Genomic DNA, 13,947 nt, shown 5'->3' with positions numbered 1-13,947 from the left:
GGGAAGACCTCAGCATGGACATCGGGCTCGTCGGCCTCGGCAAAATGGGTGGCAACATGCGGGATCGCCTGCGTGAGAAGGGCCACACAGTCGTCGGTTACGACACCAACCCCGACATCGCCGACGTCGACACGCTGACCGCGCTGGTCGAGCAGCTGCCCACTCCACGGGTGGTCTGGGTGATGGTTCCGGCCGGCGAGATCACCCACAAGGTGATCGACGAGCTCGAAGACCTGCTGTCGGAAGGCGACGTGGTCGTCGACGGTGGCAACTCCCGCTGGACCGACGACCGGATGCACGCGGAACGCCTGGCCAAGCAGGGTATCGGCTTCGTCGACTGCGGTGTGTCCGGCGGCGTCTGGGGCCGCACCAACGGCTACGCCCTGATGTGCGGCGGCAACGCCGAAGACGTCGTGAAGGTGCAGCCGGCGTTCGACGCGTTGAAGCCCGAGGGCGAGTTCGGCTTCGTCCACGCGGGCCAGGTCGGCGCCGGCCACTTCGCCAAGATGGTCCACAACGGCATCGAGTACGGCCTGATGCAGGCCTACGCCGAGGGCTACGAACTGCTCGAGGCGACCGACATCGTTGACAACGTTCCCGACGTGTTCCGCTCCTGGCGGGAGGGCACGGTCATCCGTTCCTGGCTGCTCGACCTGCTGGTCCGGGCGCTGGAGGAAGACCAGGACCTCGCCAAGATCCGAGGCTATGCCGACGACTCCGGCGAGGGCCGCTGGACGGTCGAGGCCGCGATCGACAACGCCGTGCCGATGAACGCGATCGCCGCCGCGCTGTTCTCCCGGTTCGCCTCGCGGCAGGAAGACTCGCCGGCGATGAAGGCGATCGCGGCGATGCGCAACCAGTTCGGCGGGCACGCGACGCATCCCGACTCGACGTCCGCACGGCCCGACACGGAAGCACCGTAGCCGCAGCTTCCGCTGTCGTCCCCCGTCCCGAACCGGTAACGTCGACTCGTGCATGTCGCCCACTTGTCGCTCATCGACTACCGCAGCTATCCCGCGGTCGAGCTCGAGCTGGGTCCCGGCATCACGGTTTTCGTCGGCCGCAACGGCCAGGGCAAGACCAACCTCGTCGAGGCGATCGGCTATCTCGCCAGCCACAGCTCACACCGAGTGCCCTACGACGCTCCCCTGATCCGTACCGACGCCGAACGCGCGATCATCCGCGGCGACATCGTCCACGAGGGCCGGCACGCGCTGATCGAGCTGGAGATCAACCCCGGAAAGTCCAACCGGGCAAGGCTGAACCGCGCTCCGGTAACCCGGCCGCGGGACGTACTCGGAGTGTTGCGCACGGTTCTGTTCGCGCCCGAGGACCTGGCCCTGGTCAAGGGCGATCCCGACACGCGGCGGCGATTCCTCGACGACCTCCTGGTGGTCCGGACGCCCCGGTTCGCGGGCGTCCGCGCCGACTACGACCGGGTGCTGAAGCAGCGCAACACGTTGCTGAAGACCGCCGGACAGGCGACCCGGGCCGGCGGGTCGCTGGCAGCACTGGAAGCCTGGGACACCCATCTCGCCCAGCTCGGGGGACAGCTGCTCGCGGCCAGACTCTCGCTGATCGACCAGCTGCGACCGCCGATGCAGAAGGCTTACGTGCAGGTCGCAGCCGGCGACGCCGACGTCACGGTCGACTACAAATCCTCAACCCCGCTTGGCGACTCGGTCTCGCCTGCCGAGCTCGGCGCCGCGCTGACCGACGCGCTCGCCGAGAAACGCGAAGAGGAGTTACGCCGCGGTGTCTCGCTGGTCGGCCCCCACCGCGACGACCTGGTCATCGGCCTGAACGGCCTTCCGGCCAAGGGATACGCCAGCCACGGCGAGTCCTGGTCGCTGGCGCTCTCGTTGCGGCTCGGGTCGTACGACCTGATGTGCGAGGACGGCGGCGAACCCGTGCTGATCCTCGACGACGTGTTCGCCGAGCTCGACTCCGGACGGCGGAGCCGGCTGGCCGGGCTGGTGGCGCGGGCCGAGCAGGTCCTGGTCACGGCCGCCGTCGACGGCGACGTGCCCGAGGAGCTCACCGGTATTCGGTTTGCCGTGAAACAAGGGGAGGTGTGCCTTGTCGACGGAGCCTCCTGACGAGCGAGAACAGCCCGGGAACGATGCCGAGGGCTGGCAGCCGACCGGGCTGGAGCTGGCCCGGGCGGTGGCGAGATCGGTCGCGGCCGCGGCTGGAACCAACGCGCACCGCTTCGGCTTCCGGAAGGGCCGCGGCCGGTCGTTCCGGTCGAAGTCCGGTGAGCCGGCGAAGTCCTCCGGTGCCCGTCCAGACGACCGGGATCCACAGCTGCTCGACGCGACGCTGGAGCGGCTCGTCTCCGAGCGTGGCTGGACGACCGACGTCGCGGTCGCGGGCGCGATCGCGCGCTGGGACCACATCGTCGGGGCCGACGTCGCCGCGCACTGCAAGGCCGAGCGATTCGCCGACGCCGAGCTGACCGTCCGAGCCGACTCGACCGCGTGGGCGACGCAGGTGCGCCTGCTGGCGGCGACGTTGGTGAAGCGCCTGAACGAGGAGCTCGGCGACGGCACCGTGAAGAAGGTCAACGTGCTGGGGCCCACGGCGCCGAGCTGGCGCAAGGGCCCGCGGTCCGTACGCGACGGCCGGGGCCCTCGCGACACCTACGGCTGAGCCGCGGTCACCTTCGCCCGGCGTCCGACGGCTGTTCCTGTTCACTACGTTGGCCAGGCACGCTCGTCGGGCGGACCTCGAGCCGGAAGTCGCCGTCGTACCGGCGGTCTCCGCGCTTCACCGCCTCTTCGACGACTTCGGTGCTCTTGTCCTCACGCCGCATCAGCGGATCGTTGCGCAAGTCCTTCGCCAGCGACACGCACATGCCGATCATGACGATGCCGAACGGCGCCGCCACCAGAATCGTCAAGTTCTGCAGGCCTTCCAGCGCGCTCCCTCCCCCGGCACCCACGAGCAGCATGATCAGTGCGACCGCGCCGGTCAGCACGCCCCAGAACGCCACAACGGTGTTGGCCGGATGGATAGTGCCGCGCTGCGACATCGTTCCCATCACGACCGACGCGGCGTCGGCGCCCGACACGAAGAAGATCGCCACCAGCACCATCACGATGATCGACGTGACGAGCGCGAGCGGGAACTGGTCGAGCAGCCCGAACAGCTGCTCCTCCTGTGTCGACGCGCCGGCCAGATCCACACCGGAACGCTGCTGGTCGATCGCCGATCCACCGAAGATCGCGAACCACAGCAGGCTCACCGCGCTCGGCACGAGCATGACGCCGACGACGAACTCCCGGATCGTCCGCCCGCGGCTGATCCGCGCGATGAACATGCCGACGAACGGTGTCCAGGAGATCCACCACGCCCAGTAGAAGACCGTCCACGTCGACAGCCAGCCGGCCATCGCCTCACCTCCGCTGGCAGACGTACGGGCGGCCATCGACGCGAAGTCGGCGACGTAGTCACCGATCGCGGTGGGGATCAGGTTCAGGATGAACACGGTCGGACCGACTACGAACACGAAAGCCGCCAGCACCACGGCGAGCACCATGTTGGTGTTCGAGAGCCACTGAATTCCCTTGGCCACACCCGAGATCGCCGACAGCACGAACGCACACGTCAGCACGGCGATCACAGCGACCAGCAAGCCGGTGCCGGCCTCGTCCATCCAGCCGACGGCCGAGATCCCGCGTCCGATCTGCAGGGCACCGAGGCCGAGCGAAGCGGCCGATCCGAACAACGTCGCGAAGATCGCCATCACGTCGATCGCCTTGCCCGCAGCGCTTTCCGTCCGGCGCTTGCCGATCAGCGGCGTGAACACCGAGCTGATCAGCTGCGAACGACCGCGCCGGAACGTGCCGTACGCGATCGCCAGTCCCACGACCGCGTACATCGCCCACGGATGCAGCGTCCAGTGGAACAAGGTGGTCGCCATCGACACGTCGAGGGCGGCGTTCGTACCTGCCCCGGCGGTGCCTGGAGGGGGTTCGGTGAAGTGCGCGAGGGGCTCGACCACGCCGAAGAACATCAGCCCGATCCCCATACCGGCGCTGAACATCATCGCGACCCAGGAGATGGTACGAAACTCCGGCTCCTCGTCGTCCTTGCCGAGCCGGATCCGTCCGTACCGGCTGAACGCCAGCCACAGCGCGAACACCACGAAACCGCTTGCCGCGAGGACGAACGCCCACCCACCGTTGGCCTCCAGCCAGCTCAGCATGCGGCCCGAGATGTCGCCGAGCGACTGCCGGCTCAGCACACCCCAGAGGACGAACACGACGGTGAGTCCGGCAGCGACCCCGAACACCACTTTGTCGACGTTCGACGTGGAACCAGGCGCGACCGCAGGATCCGTGCCACCAACTACGTCTTCAGCAGGGTTCGTACTATTCGGATTTTCGCCCATGAGTCCGCCTTACCCCATCTGGGCGGTTCAGACCCTGAGGCCAAAAGAAGGCCCGGCAGGCGGCGCGAGACGGTCATCCTGTGGAGGGGTACGAGATCGAGGGTTAGGGCGGCGAGAACCGCCCTAGAGCCGCGCCTCGCCGATATCGGGCCACCCCATCGGGTACACTGGAACCGTTGAGAAGGCCGCTCCGCCGTCAGGGGGCGCCACGTTCCGTCGGGCGCCCGGCGTGCACCGTGGGCGGTCTTTTCGTGTCCGAGCACGAGCGAGAGGTCAGCAACACGTGACGACTGCCGATGTGTCGGGAACCGGGGTCGCTCCCGGCAACGAGCCGGAAACCAACGGGGCCAACCACGAATCTACCGCCGCGGCGGAGCAGGGGCCCACCTATGACGCCAGCGCGATCACGGTTCTGGAAGGGCTCGACGCGGTCCGTAAGCGGCCGGGCATGTACATCGGATCCACAGGCGAACGCGGCCTCCACCACCTGGTCCAGGAAATTGTGGACAACGCTGTGGACGAAGCCATGGCCGGCCGCTGTGACCAGATCGACGTCACGCTGCTGGCCGGCGGCGGCTGCCGCGTGGTCGACGACGGTCGCGGCATTCCCACCGGCATTCATCCCCAGGAAGGCAGGTCCGCGGCCGAGGTCGTGCTGACCGTCCTGCACGCCGGCGGCAAGTTCGGCGGCGGCGGCTACAAGGTCTCCGGCGGCCTGCACGGCGTCGGCAGCTCTGTGGTCAACGCGCTGTCGTCCAAGCTCGAGCTCGAGGTCTGGAACGACGGCTACCGCTGGACCCAGACCTACCACATGGGTGTCCCCGACGCGCCGATCGAGCGGCACGAGGCCACCGAGCGCACCGGCACCTCGATCGCGTTCTGGCCGAGCGACGAGATCTTCGAGACCACCGTCTTCTCGTTCGAATGGATCGCCACCCGGCTGCGCGAGATGGCGTTCCTCACCAAGGGCCTGCGCATCGTGCTGCGGGACGAGCGCACCGACATGACGGACACCGGCGAGCCTCGCGAGGTGGTCTACCACTTCGAGAACGGCCTGATCGACTATGTCGAGCACCTCAACGCCAGCAAGGAAGCGGTCCACCGTTCGGTGATATCGCTCGAGGCCGAGAACGACGATGTCGGCATGAGCGTCGAGCTCGCGATGCAGTGGAGCGGCGCCTTCACCGAGTCCGTCCACACCTTCGCCAACGCGATCAACACCCACGAGGGCGGCACCCACGAAGAGGGCTTCCGCAGCGCACTCACGAGCCTGGTCAACCGGTTCGGCGAAGACTGGGGAATGATCAAGAAGAAGGAAGACCGGCTCACCGGCGACGACGTCCGGGAAGGTCTCACCGCGATCGTTTCGGTGAAGCTCACCGAGCCGCAGTTCGAGGGCCAGACCAAGACCAAGCTCGGCAACACCGAGGCCAAGACCTTCGTGCAGTCGGTTGTCTACGAACGCCTGACCGAGTGGTTCGAGAAGAACCCCACCGAGGGCAAGGACATCGTACGCAAGGGCATCGCGGCCGCCACGGCCCGCGTCGCCGCGCGTAAGGCTCGCGATCTCACACGACGCAAGGGACTGCTCGGCGGCACCTCGTTGCCGGGCAAGCTGCTCGACTGCCAGTCGACCAACCCCGAAGAGTGTGAGGTCTTCATCGTCGAGGGTGACTCGGCCGGTGGCTCCGCACGCCAGGGCCGCGACCCACGGACACAGGCGATCCTGCCGATCCGCGGCAAGATCCTCAACGTCGAGAAGGCCCGGATCGACAAGGTCTTCCAGAACACCGAAGTGCAGGCGCTGATCTCGGCGCTCGGCACAGGCATCCACGACGACTTCGACATCGACAAGCTGCGGTACCACAAGATCGTCATCATGGCCGACGCCGACGTCGACGGTAAGCACATCTGCACGCTGCTGCTGACGCTCCTCTTCCGGTTCATGAAGCCGCTTGTGGAGAAGGGCTTCGTCTACATCGCCAAGCCACCGCTCTACCGTCTCAAGTGGAGCAACAGCGAGCACGAGTTCGTCTACTCCGACACCGAACGCGACGCGATGATCGCCGCCGGGCAGGAGTCGGGCAAGCGACTGCCCAAGGACAACGGGATCCAGCGCTACAAGGGTCTCGGCGAGATGAACCCCGACGAGCTGTGGGACACCACGATGGATCCCACCCAGCGCATCCTGCAGTTGGTCACGCTGGACGACGCGGCTCAGGCCGACGAGATCTTCTCCATCCTGATGGGCGAAGACGTCGACCAGCGCCGGTCGTTCATCCAGCGCAACGCCAAGGACGTCCGGTTCCTCGACATCTAGGACTCATGTCTCTCCTCGCAGCCCCACCTGCTTTTGTCATGAAGGAAATCGCACGTGACTGACACCATCGACATCCCGCCTCCCGCGCAGCCGGAGCGGATCGAGCCGATCGACCTGCAGGCCTCGATGCAGCGCAACTACATCGAGTACGCCATGAGCGTGATCGTCGGCCGGGCCCTCCCCGACGTCCGCGACGGCCTGAAGCCGGTGCACCAGCGCATCCTGTACGCCATGTACGACGGCGGCTACCGGCCCGACCGCGGCTTCTTCAAGTGCGCGCGTGTGGTCGGCGATGTCATCGGTACTTACCACCCGCACGGCGACACCGCGGTCTACGACACGCTCGCGCGGCTGGCTCAGCCGTGGGCGATGCGCTACCCGCTGGTCGATGGCCAGGGCAACTTCGGTTCGTCCGGCGACGACAAGCAGGCCGCGATGCGGTACTGCGTGGTGGGCGAGACCCGCGTCCGTACGTACGAGAACGGCGGGATCCGGATCGCCGACCTGGTGCCGGACGCGGAGCCCAACTCCGACCACGACGTCGACCTGAAGCTGATGGGCAAGGACGGCGTACCCGTCCACGCGTCGAAGTTCTTCCACTCCGGCTCACACCCGACGCTGAAGCTGCGTACGGCTTCCGGGCATGAGCTGACCGGCACGCACAACCACCCCGTGCTGTGCCTGGTCGACCTCGGCGGTGTGCCGACGCTGCTGTGGAAGCTGCTGTCGGAGATCCGTCCCGGCGACTACGTCGCGATGCAGAACCTCCGGCCGCCGTACGTCTCGCAGACCGACGAGGAGTTCTCGCCGGTGCTGCCCGACTACGTGCCGTTCCTCGGAACCTACCTCCGCGAGCAGGCCGCTCGCAGCGACGTCGACCGCGCCTGGCTGCTCGGCACGCTCGTCGACCGGCTCGGCCAGTGGGAGCATGGCGCCGACGAGGTGCTCACCCGGATCACCGACGAGGGCGCGTCGATCGCACAACCGCTGACCGACGGACGGTTCGCGTACGCCGAGGTCGCCTCCGTCACCGACGCCGGCGTGCAGCCGGTCTACAGCCTCCGGGTCGACTCCGACGACCACGCGTTCATCACCAACGGATTCGTCAGCCACAACACCGAGTGCCGGATGGCGCCGCTGGCGATGGAGATGCTGCGCGACATCAACGAGGACACGGTCGACTTCCGGCCCAACTACGACGGTCGCGACCAGGAGCCGGTCGTCCTGCCGGCGCGGTTCCCCAACCTGCTGGTCAACGGCTCCCCCGGCGGTATCGCGGTCGGCATGGCGACCAACATCCCGCCGCACAACCTGCGCGAGGTCGCGGCCGGCGTGCAGTGGGCGCTGGAGAACCCCAACGCGACCCGCGAAGAGTTGCTCGAGGCGCTGCTGGAGCGAATCCAGGGTCCCGACTTCCCCACCGCGGGCCTGATCGTCGGGCGGCGCGGTATCGAGGAGGCCTATCGCACCGGACGTGGCTCGGTCACGATGCGGGCGGTCGTCGAGGTCGAGGAAGACAAGGGCCGCACCTATCTGGTGGTCACAGAGCTGCCCTACCAGGTCAACCCCGACAGCCTCGCCAGGCGGATCGCCGAGCTGGTCAACAGCGGCAAGATGGGCGGCATCGCCGACATCCGCGACGACTCCTCGTCGCGTACCGGCCAGCGGCTGGTGATCGTGCTGAAGCGCGACGCGGTCGCCAAGGTTGTGCTCAACAACCTCTACAAGCACACCGCTCTGCAGGACTCGTTCGGCTGCAACATGCTTGCGCTGGTCGACGGAGTGCCGCGCACGCTGACGCTCGACCAGTTCGTGTCGTACTGGGTCCAGCACCAGATCGAAGTGATCCAGAGGCGTACCCGCTACCGCCTGCGGCGCGCCGAGGAAGAGGCCCACCTCTACCGTGGCCTGGCCAAGGCGCTCGACGCGCTCGACGAGGTCATCGCACTGATCCGGCGTTCACAGACCGTCGAGGAGGCGCGCGACGGGTTGATCGCGCTGCTCGACATCGACGAGCTGCAGGCCAGGCACATCCTCGACATGCAGCTGCGCCGGCTGGCCGCGTTGGAACGGCAGAAGATCCTCGACCACCTGCAAGAGCTCGAGGCGCAGATCGCCGACCTCAACGACATCCTGGCGTCGCCCGAACGGCAGCGTCAGATCATCTCCGACGAGCTCGGAACGATCGTCGAGAAGTACGGCGACGAGCGGCGCAGCCAGATCATCCCGGCCGACGGCGATCTCACCGCGGCCGACCTGATCCCCGACGAGGACGTCGTCGTCACGATCACGATGGGTGGCTACGCCAAGCGCACGCAGTCCGGTCTCTACCGCAGCCAGCGCCGCGGCGGAAAGGGCGTGCGCGGCGCCCAGCTCAGGGGCGACGACGTGGTGGACCACTTGTTCCCCACGCGTAACCACCACTGGATCCTGTTCTTCACCAACCGTGGCCGCGTTTACCGCGCGAAGGCGTACGAGCTGCCCGAGGCCGGCCGCGACGCCAAGGGCGGGCACGTCGCAGGGCTGCTCTCGTTCCAGCCCGACGAGGAGATCGCACAGGTGCTGGCGATCAGCGACTACGAGCAGGCGCCCTACCTCGTCCTGGCCACCAAGAAGGGCCTGATCAAGAAGACGCCGCTCGCGGAGTACGACTCCAACCGCGCGGCCGGCATCATCGCGCTCAACTTCCGCGAGGACGACGACGAGCTGATCGGCGCCCGCCTGGTCGGCCCCGAAGACGACCTGCTGCTGGTGTCGAAGAAGGCGATGGCGGTCCGGTTCCAGGCCGATGACGGACAGTTGCGACCGATGGGACGCGCGACGTCCGGCGTGACCGGAATGCGTTTCCGTGATGACGATGAGTTGCTGGCACTTGGTGTGATTCGTCACGACGAGGACGAGCAGCAGTATGTGTTCACGGTCACCGACGGCGGGTATGCCAAGCGGACAGTTGTCGAGGAGTACCGGAAGCAAGGCAGGGGTGGCCTGGGCATCAAGGCGATGCGGATCACCGACAGTCGCGGTTCACTGGTCGGAGCGATCGTCGTAGGCAACGGAGACGAGGTCTTGTGCGTCAAGGCTAGTGGACAGGTAACTCGAAGCCCGGTGTCCGACGTCCCCGCCAAGGGTCGTGACACCATGGGTGTCATCTTCGCCGGCGTGAAGCAAGGTGACTCGGTCGTTGCGATCGCGCGTAACGCAGAGCACGATGCTGGTGAGGAAAACGCTGACGAGGTGGCGGTCGACCAGTCCACAGAGGAGGGGGACGACCAGTCCACCGAGGTCAGCAGCGAGGGTCCGGACGAGCAAGACCGGACCGATAGCCAGGAGGACAGCACGTGACACGGAGCGGCGGACCAGACGAGGGCCTGACCAATCTGACGGTCCCGTCCAACGGCCCAAGCCCGCGTCAGCGCCCTGACCAGGTGCCTGCCGGGCAGGCCCAAGGCGGAGACTCGGGGAGGAGCGACCGCGGCCTTCAGCGGCCCGGAACCCGAGAGGAGCCGGGCCGCGGTGAAGGACGCACCGATCCCAGACTGCAGGGACCGGGGCAGAGTCAGCAGGGGCAGGGCCAGCGTCGAGACGAGGCGCGCACCGAGCAGCTCGCGCTCGACGGTGTGCGCCCGGACCGTCGCCTCGCCTCGCCGGTGCCGATGAGCAGCAACCGTTCGCCGCTTCGGCCGCCGGGTCAGCAGGGGCGCAACCAGCAGGAACGCAGCCGCGTTCGGCGAGCCCGGCTGCGTGCCGTGCGGCTCGACCCGTGGTCGGTGATGAAGACCGCGTTCCTGCTCTCGATCGCGTTCGCCATCGTGACGATGGTGTCGGTCACCGTGGTGTGGAAGGTGCTCGAGGCCGCCGGCGTCTACGACTCGGTCAACAGCACCGTGCGCGATGTGCTGGGGAGCGCTTCGCAGAACGCGTTCAGCCTGGAGCAGTACATCGGGCTCGAGAAGGTCCTGGGGGTGACGGCGCTGATCTGCGTCGTCGACGTCGTGCTGATCACGGCGATCGCCACACTTGGTGCGTTCTTGTACAACTTGTCCGCCAGCCTGCTGGGCGGCGTCGAAGTGACGCTCGCCGAAGAGGAGTAGGCCAGCGGTGTCACGGCTGCCGCTGCCTGTCGCCAGGCTCGGCGTGCGGCTCTACGCCGCGCTGGACGCCCAGGACTGGCCGCTGATCGAGACACTCGTCTCACCGTCGCTCTCGATCCAGGTCGGCAGCTCACCACCCATGCGCCTGGAGGAATGGCGGCGCGCACAGGTCGGGTTCTACACCGGCTTCCCCGACGGCCGCCACGTTGTCGACGAGTTCCTCGTCGACGGGGAACGCTTCGTCACCCGCTGCCGTTTCACCGGCACCCACACCGGCCCGTTCGCCGGCGTCGCGGCGACTGGGATCCAGGTGTCGGCGGGCGTCATCCACATCGACCGTTTCGTCGACGGCCTGCTGGTCGAGCACCACGGGCAGCTCGACATGTTCGGCCTGCTCCGGCAGATCGGTGCCGCATCCGCGCCGGCCTGAGGTGGTTGCGGAGCAGGTGTGCGCGGCCTATCGCCGGGCGGCCGGCCTGGTGTCGGCGCCGCGTACCCACTGCCCGGCAGGGTCGGCGTCAGCCGCGCCGGCAGGCAGCACGTAGAGCCACTCACCGTCGTTCCGCTGCTCCCGTTCCACGACCCGCCCGTCGACCCAGAGCGCCAGCCCGTAGGCGTCCGTACCGGCGTGATACTTGATGGGATCGTCTGTCATGCGCGCGAGATTAGCGCATATGTTCGATCGCCGCTAAGGGGGATACCGCTTTGGCGTCGCACCGTTTGGTGCGATACTCTCGGTCGGCGATGAGGGGCCTATAGCTCAGCTGGTTAGAGTGCTTCCCTGATAAGGAAGAGGTCACTGGTTCAAGTCCAGTTAGGCCCACCCGCACTGCGCCGCCGGCGCGTAGCGCCCGGGGTTTCGGTGGCAAGGAGGCTTCCCCGATGATCAAGAAACTGTTACTGGCAGCACTTGTCCTGCTCGGCGGCTGGTTCATCTACAAGCGAATCCAGGCCGACAAGGAAGAGCAGAACCTCTGGGCAGAGGCGACCGACACCGTCTCCCCTGCCGGCGACCGCTAACCGGTTTGCCCACCCTGAGATACTGAACCTGGCGCGCACACCGCGCCGCCCCATCTGGGGGCGTAGCTCAACTGGCAGAGCACTGCCTTTGCAAGGCAGGGGTTAGGGGTTCGAGTCCCCTCGTCTCCACAACTCTCATACGCAGGTCGGCCGGCATCGTCCTCCGATTCGTCGCCGGCTGCTGTTGTCGAAGCGATCGCGGCGGAGCCGGCTAGATGTACGGGTCGCGCAGGCGTTGGACGAGGGCTTTCGAGCGGAGCTCCTCGCGGATCCAGGCGAGCCGGCCGATCGTGGGGAGCATTTCGTGTTCGCTCTGGCTGAGCGGGCGAACCGACTCGTAGGCCTCGAGCACCGGCGCTCGTACCGGCTCGGGGATGCGGGTGTAGTAGTACGCGATGTCATACACGCGCCAGCCGTAGCCGCAGAGGTCGAAGTCGAACCACGTGATCTCGCCGGTGTCGGTGAAGTTGTGGTTCAGGCCTTGGACGTCTCCGTGCACGATGCCCCACCCGCCCGGCCCCGGGTCGAAGGCGCGGATCCGCCGGTGAATGTCGTCGACCTGTTCGCGGATGAACGCGACGTCACTCGGATCGTCGTACGCGAGGGAGGGCTCGAGCTTTCGGACGAAGCGGTCCAGGAGGTTGGGTTCGTCCAGCCTGTAACGGCTCTGGCCGGGCCCCGGCTGGTACCCGTCAGCCGCGACATGGATGGCGGCGAGCGTCCGGCCGATGGTGTACGCCTGTGCCTGTGTCAGCGTTTCGGTGTGGCCGGGAGTGCCAGGCGCCCAGGAGAGCAGGCTGAAGTAGCGGTCTCCGCCCGGCGTCGACGCACGTCCGAGCGGGTCGCCGTCGCGGCGTGGGATCGGTGTCGAGACGGGGACGCCTTCGGCGTGAAGGTGGGCGAGCAGCCCGAGCTCGAAGCGATAGTCGCCAGGACCGGAGATGTGCCACCTGTTCCGGCCGTAGATCCGCAGCACGTATGGAGTTCCGTCGGCGGTGACCGCATACGTGTCGTTGCCCGCGGAGTTCAGCAGCCGGATGTCGGTCGGCTCTCCGAGGTCGTACTTCGCGGAGACCAGCGCCCGTGCCTGTTTCACGTCGAACCGGCCTTTGTCGTCCATGTCCGGTGCGCTCCTCTCGGGCGTTTACGGCCGCGCGATTCCGGTGCGGGCCAGGTGGGCCGCGATCGCGGCGGTGTCGAAGCGGCCGGCTCGCGTGCCGGCGAGCAGCAGCCAGGCCACCATGCCGAGCCGGAACCCTCTCTCCACAGGTACGAGCGCCGCCTTCTCCTGCTCGCTCAACGGCCAGCCCAGCCGGCGGAGCTCGTCGGCGTAGGCGGTGACCAGCTCCGGTGCGCGATAGCTGCGCGCGCTGATCAGCTCGTACGGCCGGGTGCCGACGTGGGAGACGCCGAAGTCGATGACGCCGGCGAGCCGATCTCCGTCGTAGTGGACGTTCTGCTCGGCCATGAAGTCGCCGTGAATCAAGGTGAGCGGGAGGTCGTCGACGGCACCGAGGCCGGCCAGCTCATCCACCGTCACCGCGGCTGCGTGGGCTGCCCACGTGGCCAGCGCCGGCTGCTCGGCCGCGAACCCGTCGAGTCCCGCCTGCCAGTCGGCCACGGTCAGCACGGGAAGACCTGCACACAGCGGGCGCCAGCCGCCCCGCTGACCGAGCTGTTCGGCCAACGGCCGCAGGGCGACATCCAGGCGGGCCAGGTCGGCGCCGCGCTGCCGGCTCTGCTGCGGAGTCTCCCGCGTCCGGCACTGCCCTGGTACGTAACGGGTGAGGCAGTACCAGCGGCCGTCCACTTCGAGAGGCTCTGCCAGGGGATCCGGCACGAACCAGCCCTGGCCGCTCAGCTGCCGCGGGATCGCATGCTCGTACGCCAGGTCCTCGACAGTGGTCCCGGCGTAATAGCGACGCAGCACGCACGGCTCGCCCGACCGCGGCCAGACGTGCCAGTTCGCGTTGCCGTCCGGACCGTGGTTCGCCGGAATCTCGGCGGTGTGCGCCGCCGGAACGCCAAGCAAATCGAGGATCTGGCTTACGTCACGTAGGTGGGCGCCCATGTCGCGACAGCATAGGCGGGCCGATCCCGCGAAACTAGCGAATATCCAC

At 67.6% G+C, this 13,947-nt stretch carries 12 protein-coding genes and 2 tRNA genes; 10 read left to right on the top strand and 4 right to left on the bottom strand.

Going from position 1 to position 13,947, the window contains the following annotated elements; all coding sequences use genetic code 11:
• Positions 1–14: 14 nt before the first annotated feature.
• Genes gnd through ACYVF6_RS07295 form a run of 3 tightly spaced genes read left to right on the top strand, consistent with a single transcriptional unit; the run spans position 15 to position 2,652 of the window.
• Complete coding sequence (gnd, locus tag ACYVF6_RS07305; RefSeq protein ID WP_460517510.1) at positions 15–923, top strand: NADP(+)-dependent, decarboxylating phosphogluconate dehydrogenase; 909 nt, start codon at positions 15–17, stop codon at positions 921–923.
• 48 nt (positions 924–971) lie between these two features.
• Complete coding sequence (gene recF / locus ACYVF6_RS07300; protein ID WP_460517507.1) at positions 972–2,099, top strand: DNA replication/repair protein RecF; 1,128 nt, start codon at positions 972–974, stop codon at positions 2,097–2,099.
• On the top strand, positions 2,080–2,652 hold the full coding sequence (locus tag ACYVF6_RS07295; RefSeq protein ID WP_460517504.1) for a DciA family protein: 573 nt from the start codon (positions 2,080–2,082) through the stop codon (positions 2,650–2,652). The genes recF and ACYVF6_RS07295 overlap by 20 nt, the downstream gene beginning before the upstream one ends.
• A 7-nt stretch (positions 2,653–2,659) precedes the next feature.
• On the opposite strand, the gene ACYVF6_RS07290 is transcribed toward ACYVF6_RS07295, so the two are convergent.
• Entirely contained in the window at positions 2,660–4,396 is a 1,737-nt protein-coding gene (locus ACYVF6_RS07290) for a BCCT family transporter (RefSeq protein ID WP_460517502.1), read from the bottom strand.
• Between the two features lie 283 nt (positions 4,397–4,679).
• On the opposite strand from ACYVF6_RS07290, the gene gyrB reads away from it, so the two are divergent.
• The 4 genes from gyrB (at position 4,680) to ACYVF6_RS07270 (ending at position 11,237) form a co-directional block, all read left to right on the top strand.
• A complete protein-coding gene (gene gyrB, locus ACYVF6_RS07285; RefSeq protein ID WP_460517499.1) occupies positions 4,680–6,716 on the top strand; it encodes a DNA topoisomerase subunit B in 2,037 nt (678 codons plus the stop codon).
• 54 nt (positions 6,717–6,770) lie between these two features.
• On the top strand, positions 6,771–10,058 hold the full coding sequence (gene gyrA / locus ACYVF6_RS07280) for a DNA gyrase subunit A (protein WP_460517496.1): 3,288 nt from the start codon (positions 6,771–6,773) through the stop codon (positions 10,056–10,058).
• 311 nt (positions 10,059–10,369) lie between these two features.
• Positions 10,370–10,807: a DUF3566 domain-containing protein gene (locus tag ACYVF6_RS07275; RefSeq protein WP_460517493.1), complete on the top strand. Its 438-nt coding sequence runs from the start codon at positions 10,370–10,372 to the stop codon at positions 10,805–10,807.
• Between the two features lie 7 nt (positions 10,808–10,814).
• On the top strand, positions 10,815–11,237 hold the full coding sequence (locus ACYVF6_RS07270; RefSeq protein WP_460517490.1) for an ester cyclase: 423 nt from the start codon (positions 10,815–10,817) through the stop codon (positions 11,235–11,237).
• Positions 11,238–11,264: 27 nt separating this feature from the next.
• Here the strand turns inward: ACYVF6_RS07270 and ACYVF6_RS07265 are convergent, their stop codons facing one another.
• The gene (locus ACYVF6_RS07265) at positions 11,265–11,462 is read right to left on the bottom strand and encodes a hypothetical protein (protein ID WP_460517487.1); all 198 of its coding nucleotides are present in this window, start codon (positions 11,460–11,462) and stop codon (positions 11,265–11,267) included.
• A gap of 94 nt (positions 11,463–11,556) precedes the next feature.
• Between ACYVF6_RS07265 and ACYVF6_RS07260 the strand changes: the two genes are divergently transcribed.
• The 3 genes from ACYVF6_RS07260 to ACYVF6_RS07250 all read left to right on the top strand — a co-directional run bounded on the left by ACYVF6_RS07260 (position 11,557) and on the right by ACYVF6_RS07250 (position 11,956).
• Positions 11,557–11,630: transfer RNA gene (locus ACYVF6_RS07260), tRNA-Ile, on the top strand.
• 59 nt (positions 11,631–11,689) lie between these two features.
• Positions 11,690–11,827 (top strand): DLW-39 family protein, encoded by a 138-nt coding sequence (locus ACYVF6_RS07255; protein ID WP_460517484.1) that lies wholly within the window; start codon positions 11,690–11,692, stop codon positions 11,825–11,827.
• Positions 11,828–11,883: 56 nt separating this feature from the next.
• Positions 11,884–11,956: transfer RNA gene (locus ACYVF6_RS07250), tRNA-Ala, on the top strand.
• 82 nt (positions 11,957–12,038) lie between these two features.
• Here the strand turns inward: ACYVF6_RS07250 and ACYVF6_RS07245 are convergent.
• Together ACYVF6_RS07245 and ACYVF6_RS07240 are read right to left on the bottom strand one after the other, a co-directional pair.
• Positions 12,039–12,947, bottom strand: a complete 909-nt coding sequence (locus ACYVF6_RS07245) for a protein kinase family protein (protein WP_460517481.1) — start codon at positions 12,945–12,947, stop codon at positions 12,039–12,041.
• A gap of 24 nt (positions 12,948–12,971) precedes the next feature.
• The gene (locus ACYVF6_RS07240; protein WP_460517478.1) at positions 12,972–13,898 is read right to left on the bottom strand and encodes a protein kinase family protein; all 927 of its coding nucleotides are present in this window, start codon (positions 13,896–13,898) and stop codon (positions 12,972–12,974) included.
• Between the last annotated feature and the right edge of the window lie 49 nt (positions 13,899–13,947).

This window comes from Flindersiella endophytica (genome assembly GCF_054779015.1).
The sequence above is the reverse complement of the archived record's forward strand: the minus strand, read 5'-3'. Positions and strand labels throughout refer to the sequence as shown.

Coding starts and splice junctions, on each gene's coding strand:
- gnd (WP_460517510.1), top strand. CDS start 15: ATGGACATCGGGCTCGTCGGCCTCGGCAAAATGGGTGGCAACATGCGG.
- ACYVF6_RS07290 (WP_460517502.1), bottom strand. CDS start 4,396: ATGGGCGAAAATCCGAATAGTACGAACCCTGCTGAAGACGTAGTTGGT.
- ACYVF6_RS07275 (WP_460517493.1), top strand. CDS start 10,370: ATGAGCAGCAACCGTTCGCCGCTTCGGCCGCCGGGTCAGCAGGGGCGC.
- ACYVF6_RS07265 (WP_460517487.1), bottom strand. CDS start 11,462: ATGACAGACGATCCCATCAAGTATCACGCCGGTACGGACGCCTACGGG.
- ACYVF6_RS07255 (WP_460517484.1), top strand. CDS start 11,690: ATGATCAAGAAACTGTTACTGGCAGCACTTGTCCTGCTCGGCGGCTGG.
- ACYVF6_RS07245 (WP_460517481.1), bottom strand. CDS start 12,947: ATGGACGACAAAGGCCGGTTCGACGTGAAACAGGCACGGGCGCTGGTC.
- ACYVF6_RS07240 (WP_460517478.1), bottom strand. CDS start 13,898: ATGGGCGCCCACCTACGTGACGTAAGCCAGATCCTCGATTTGCTTGGC.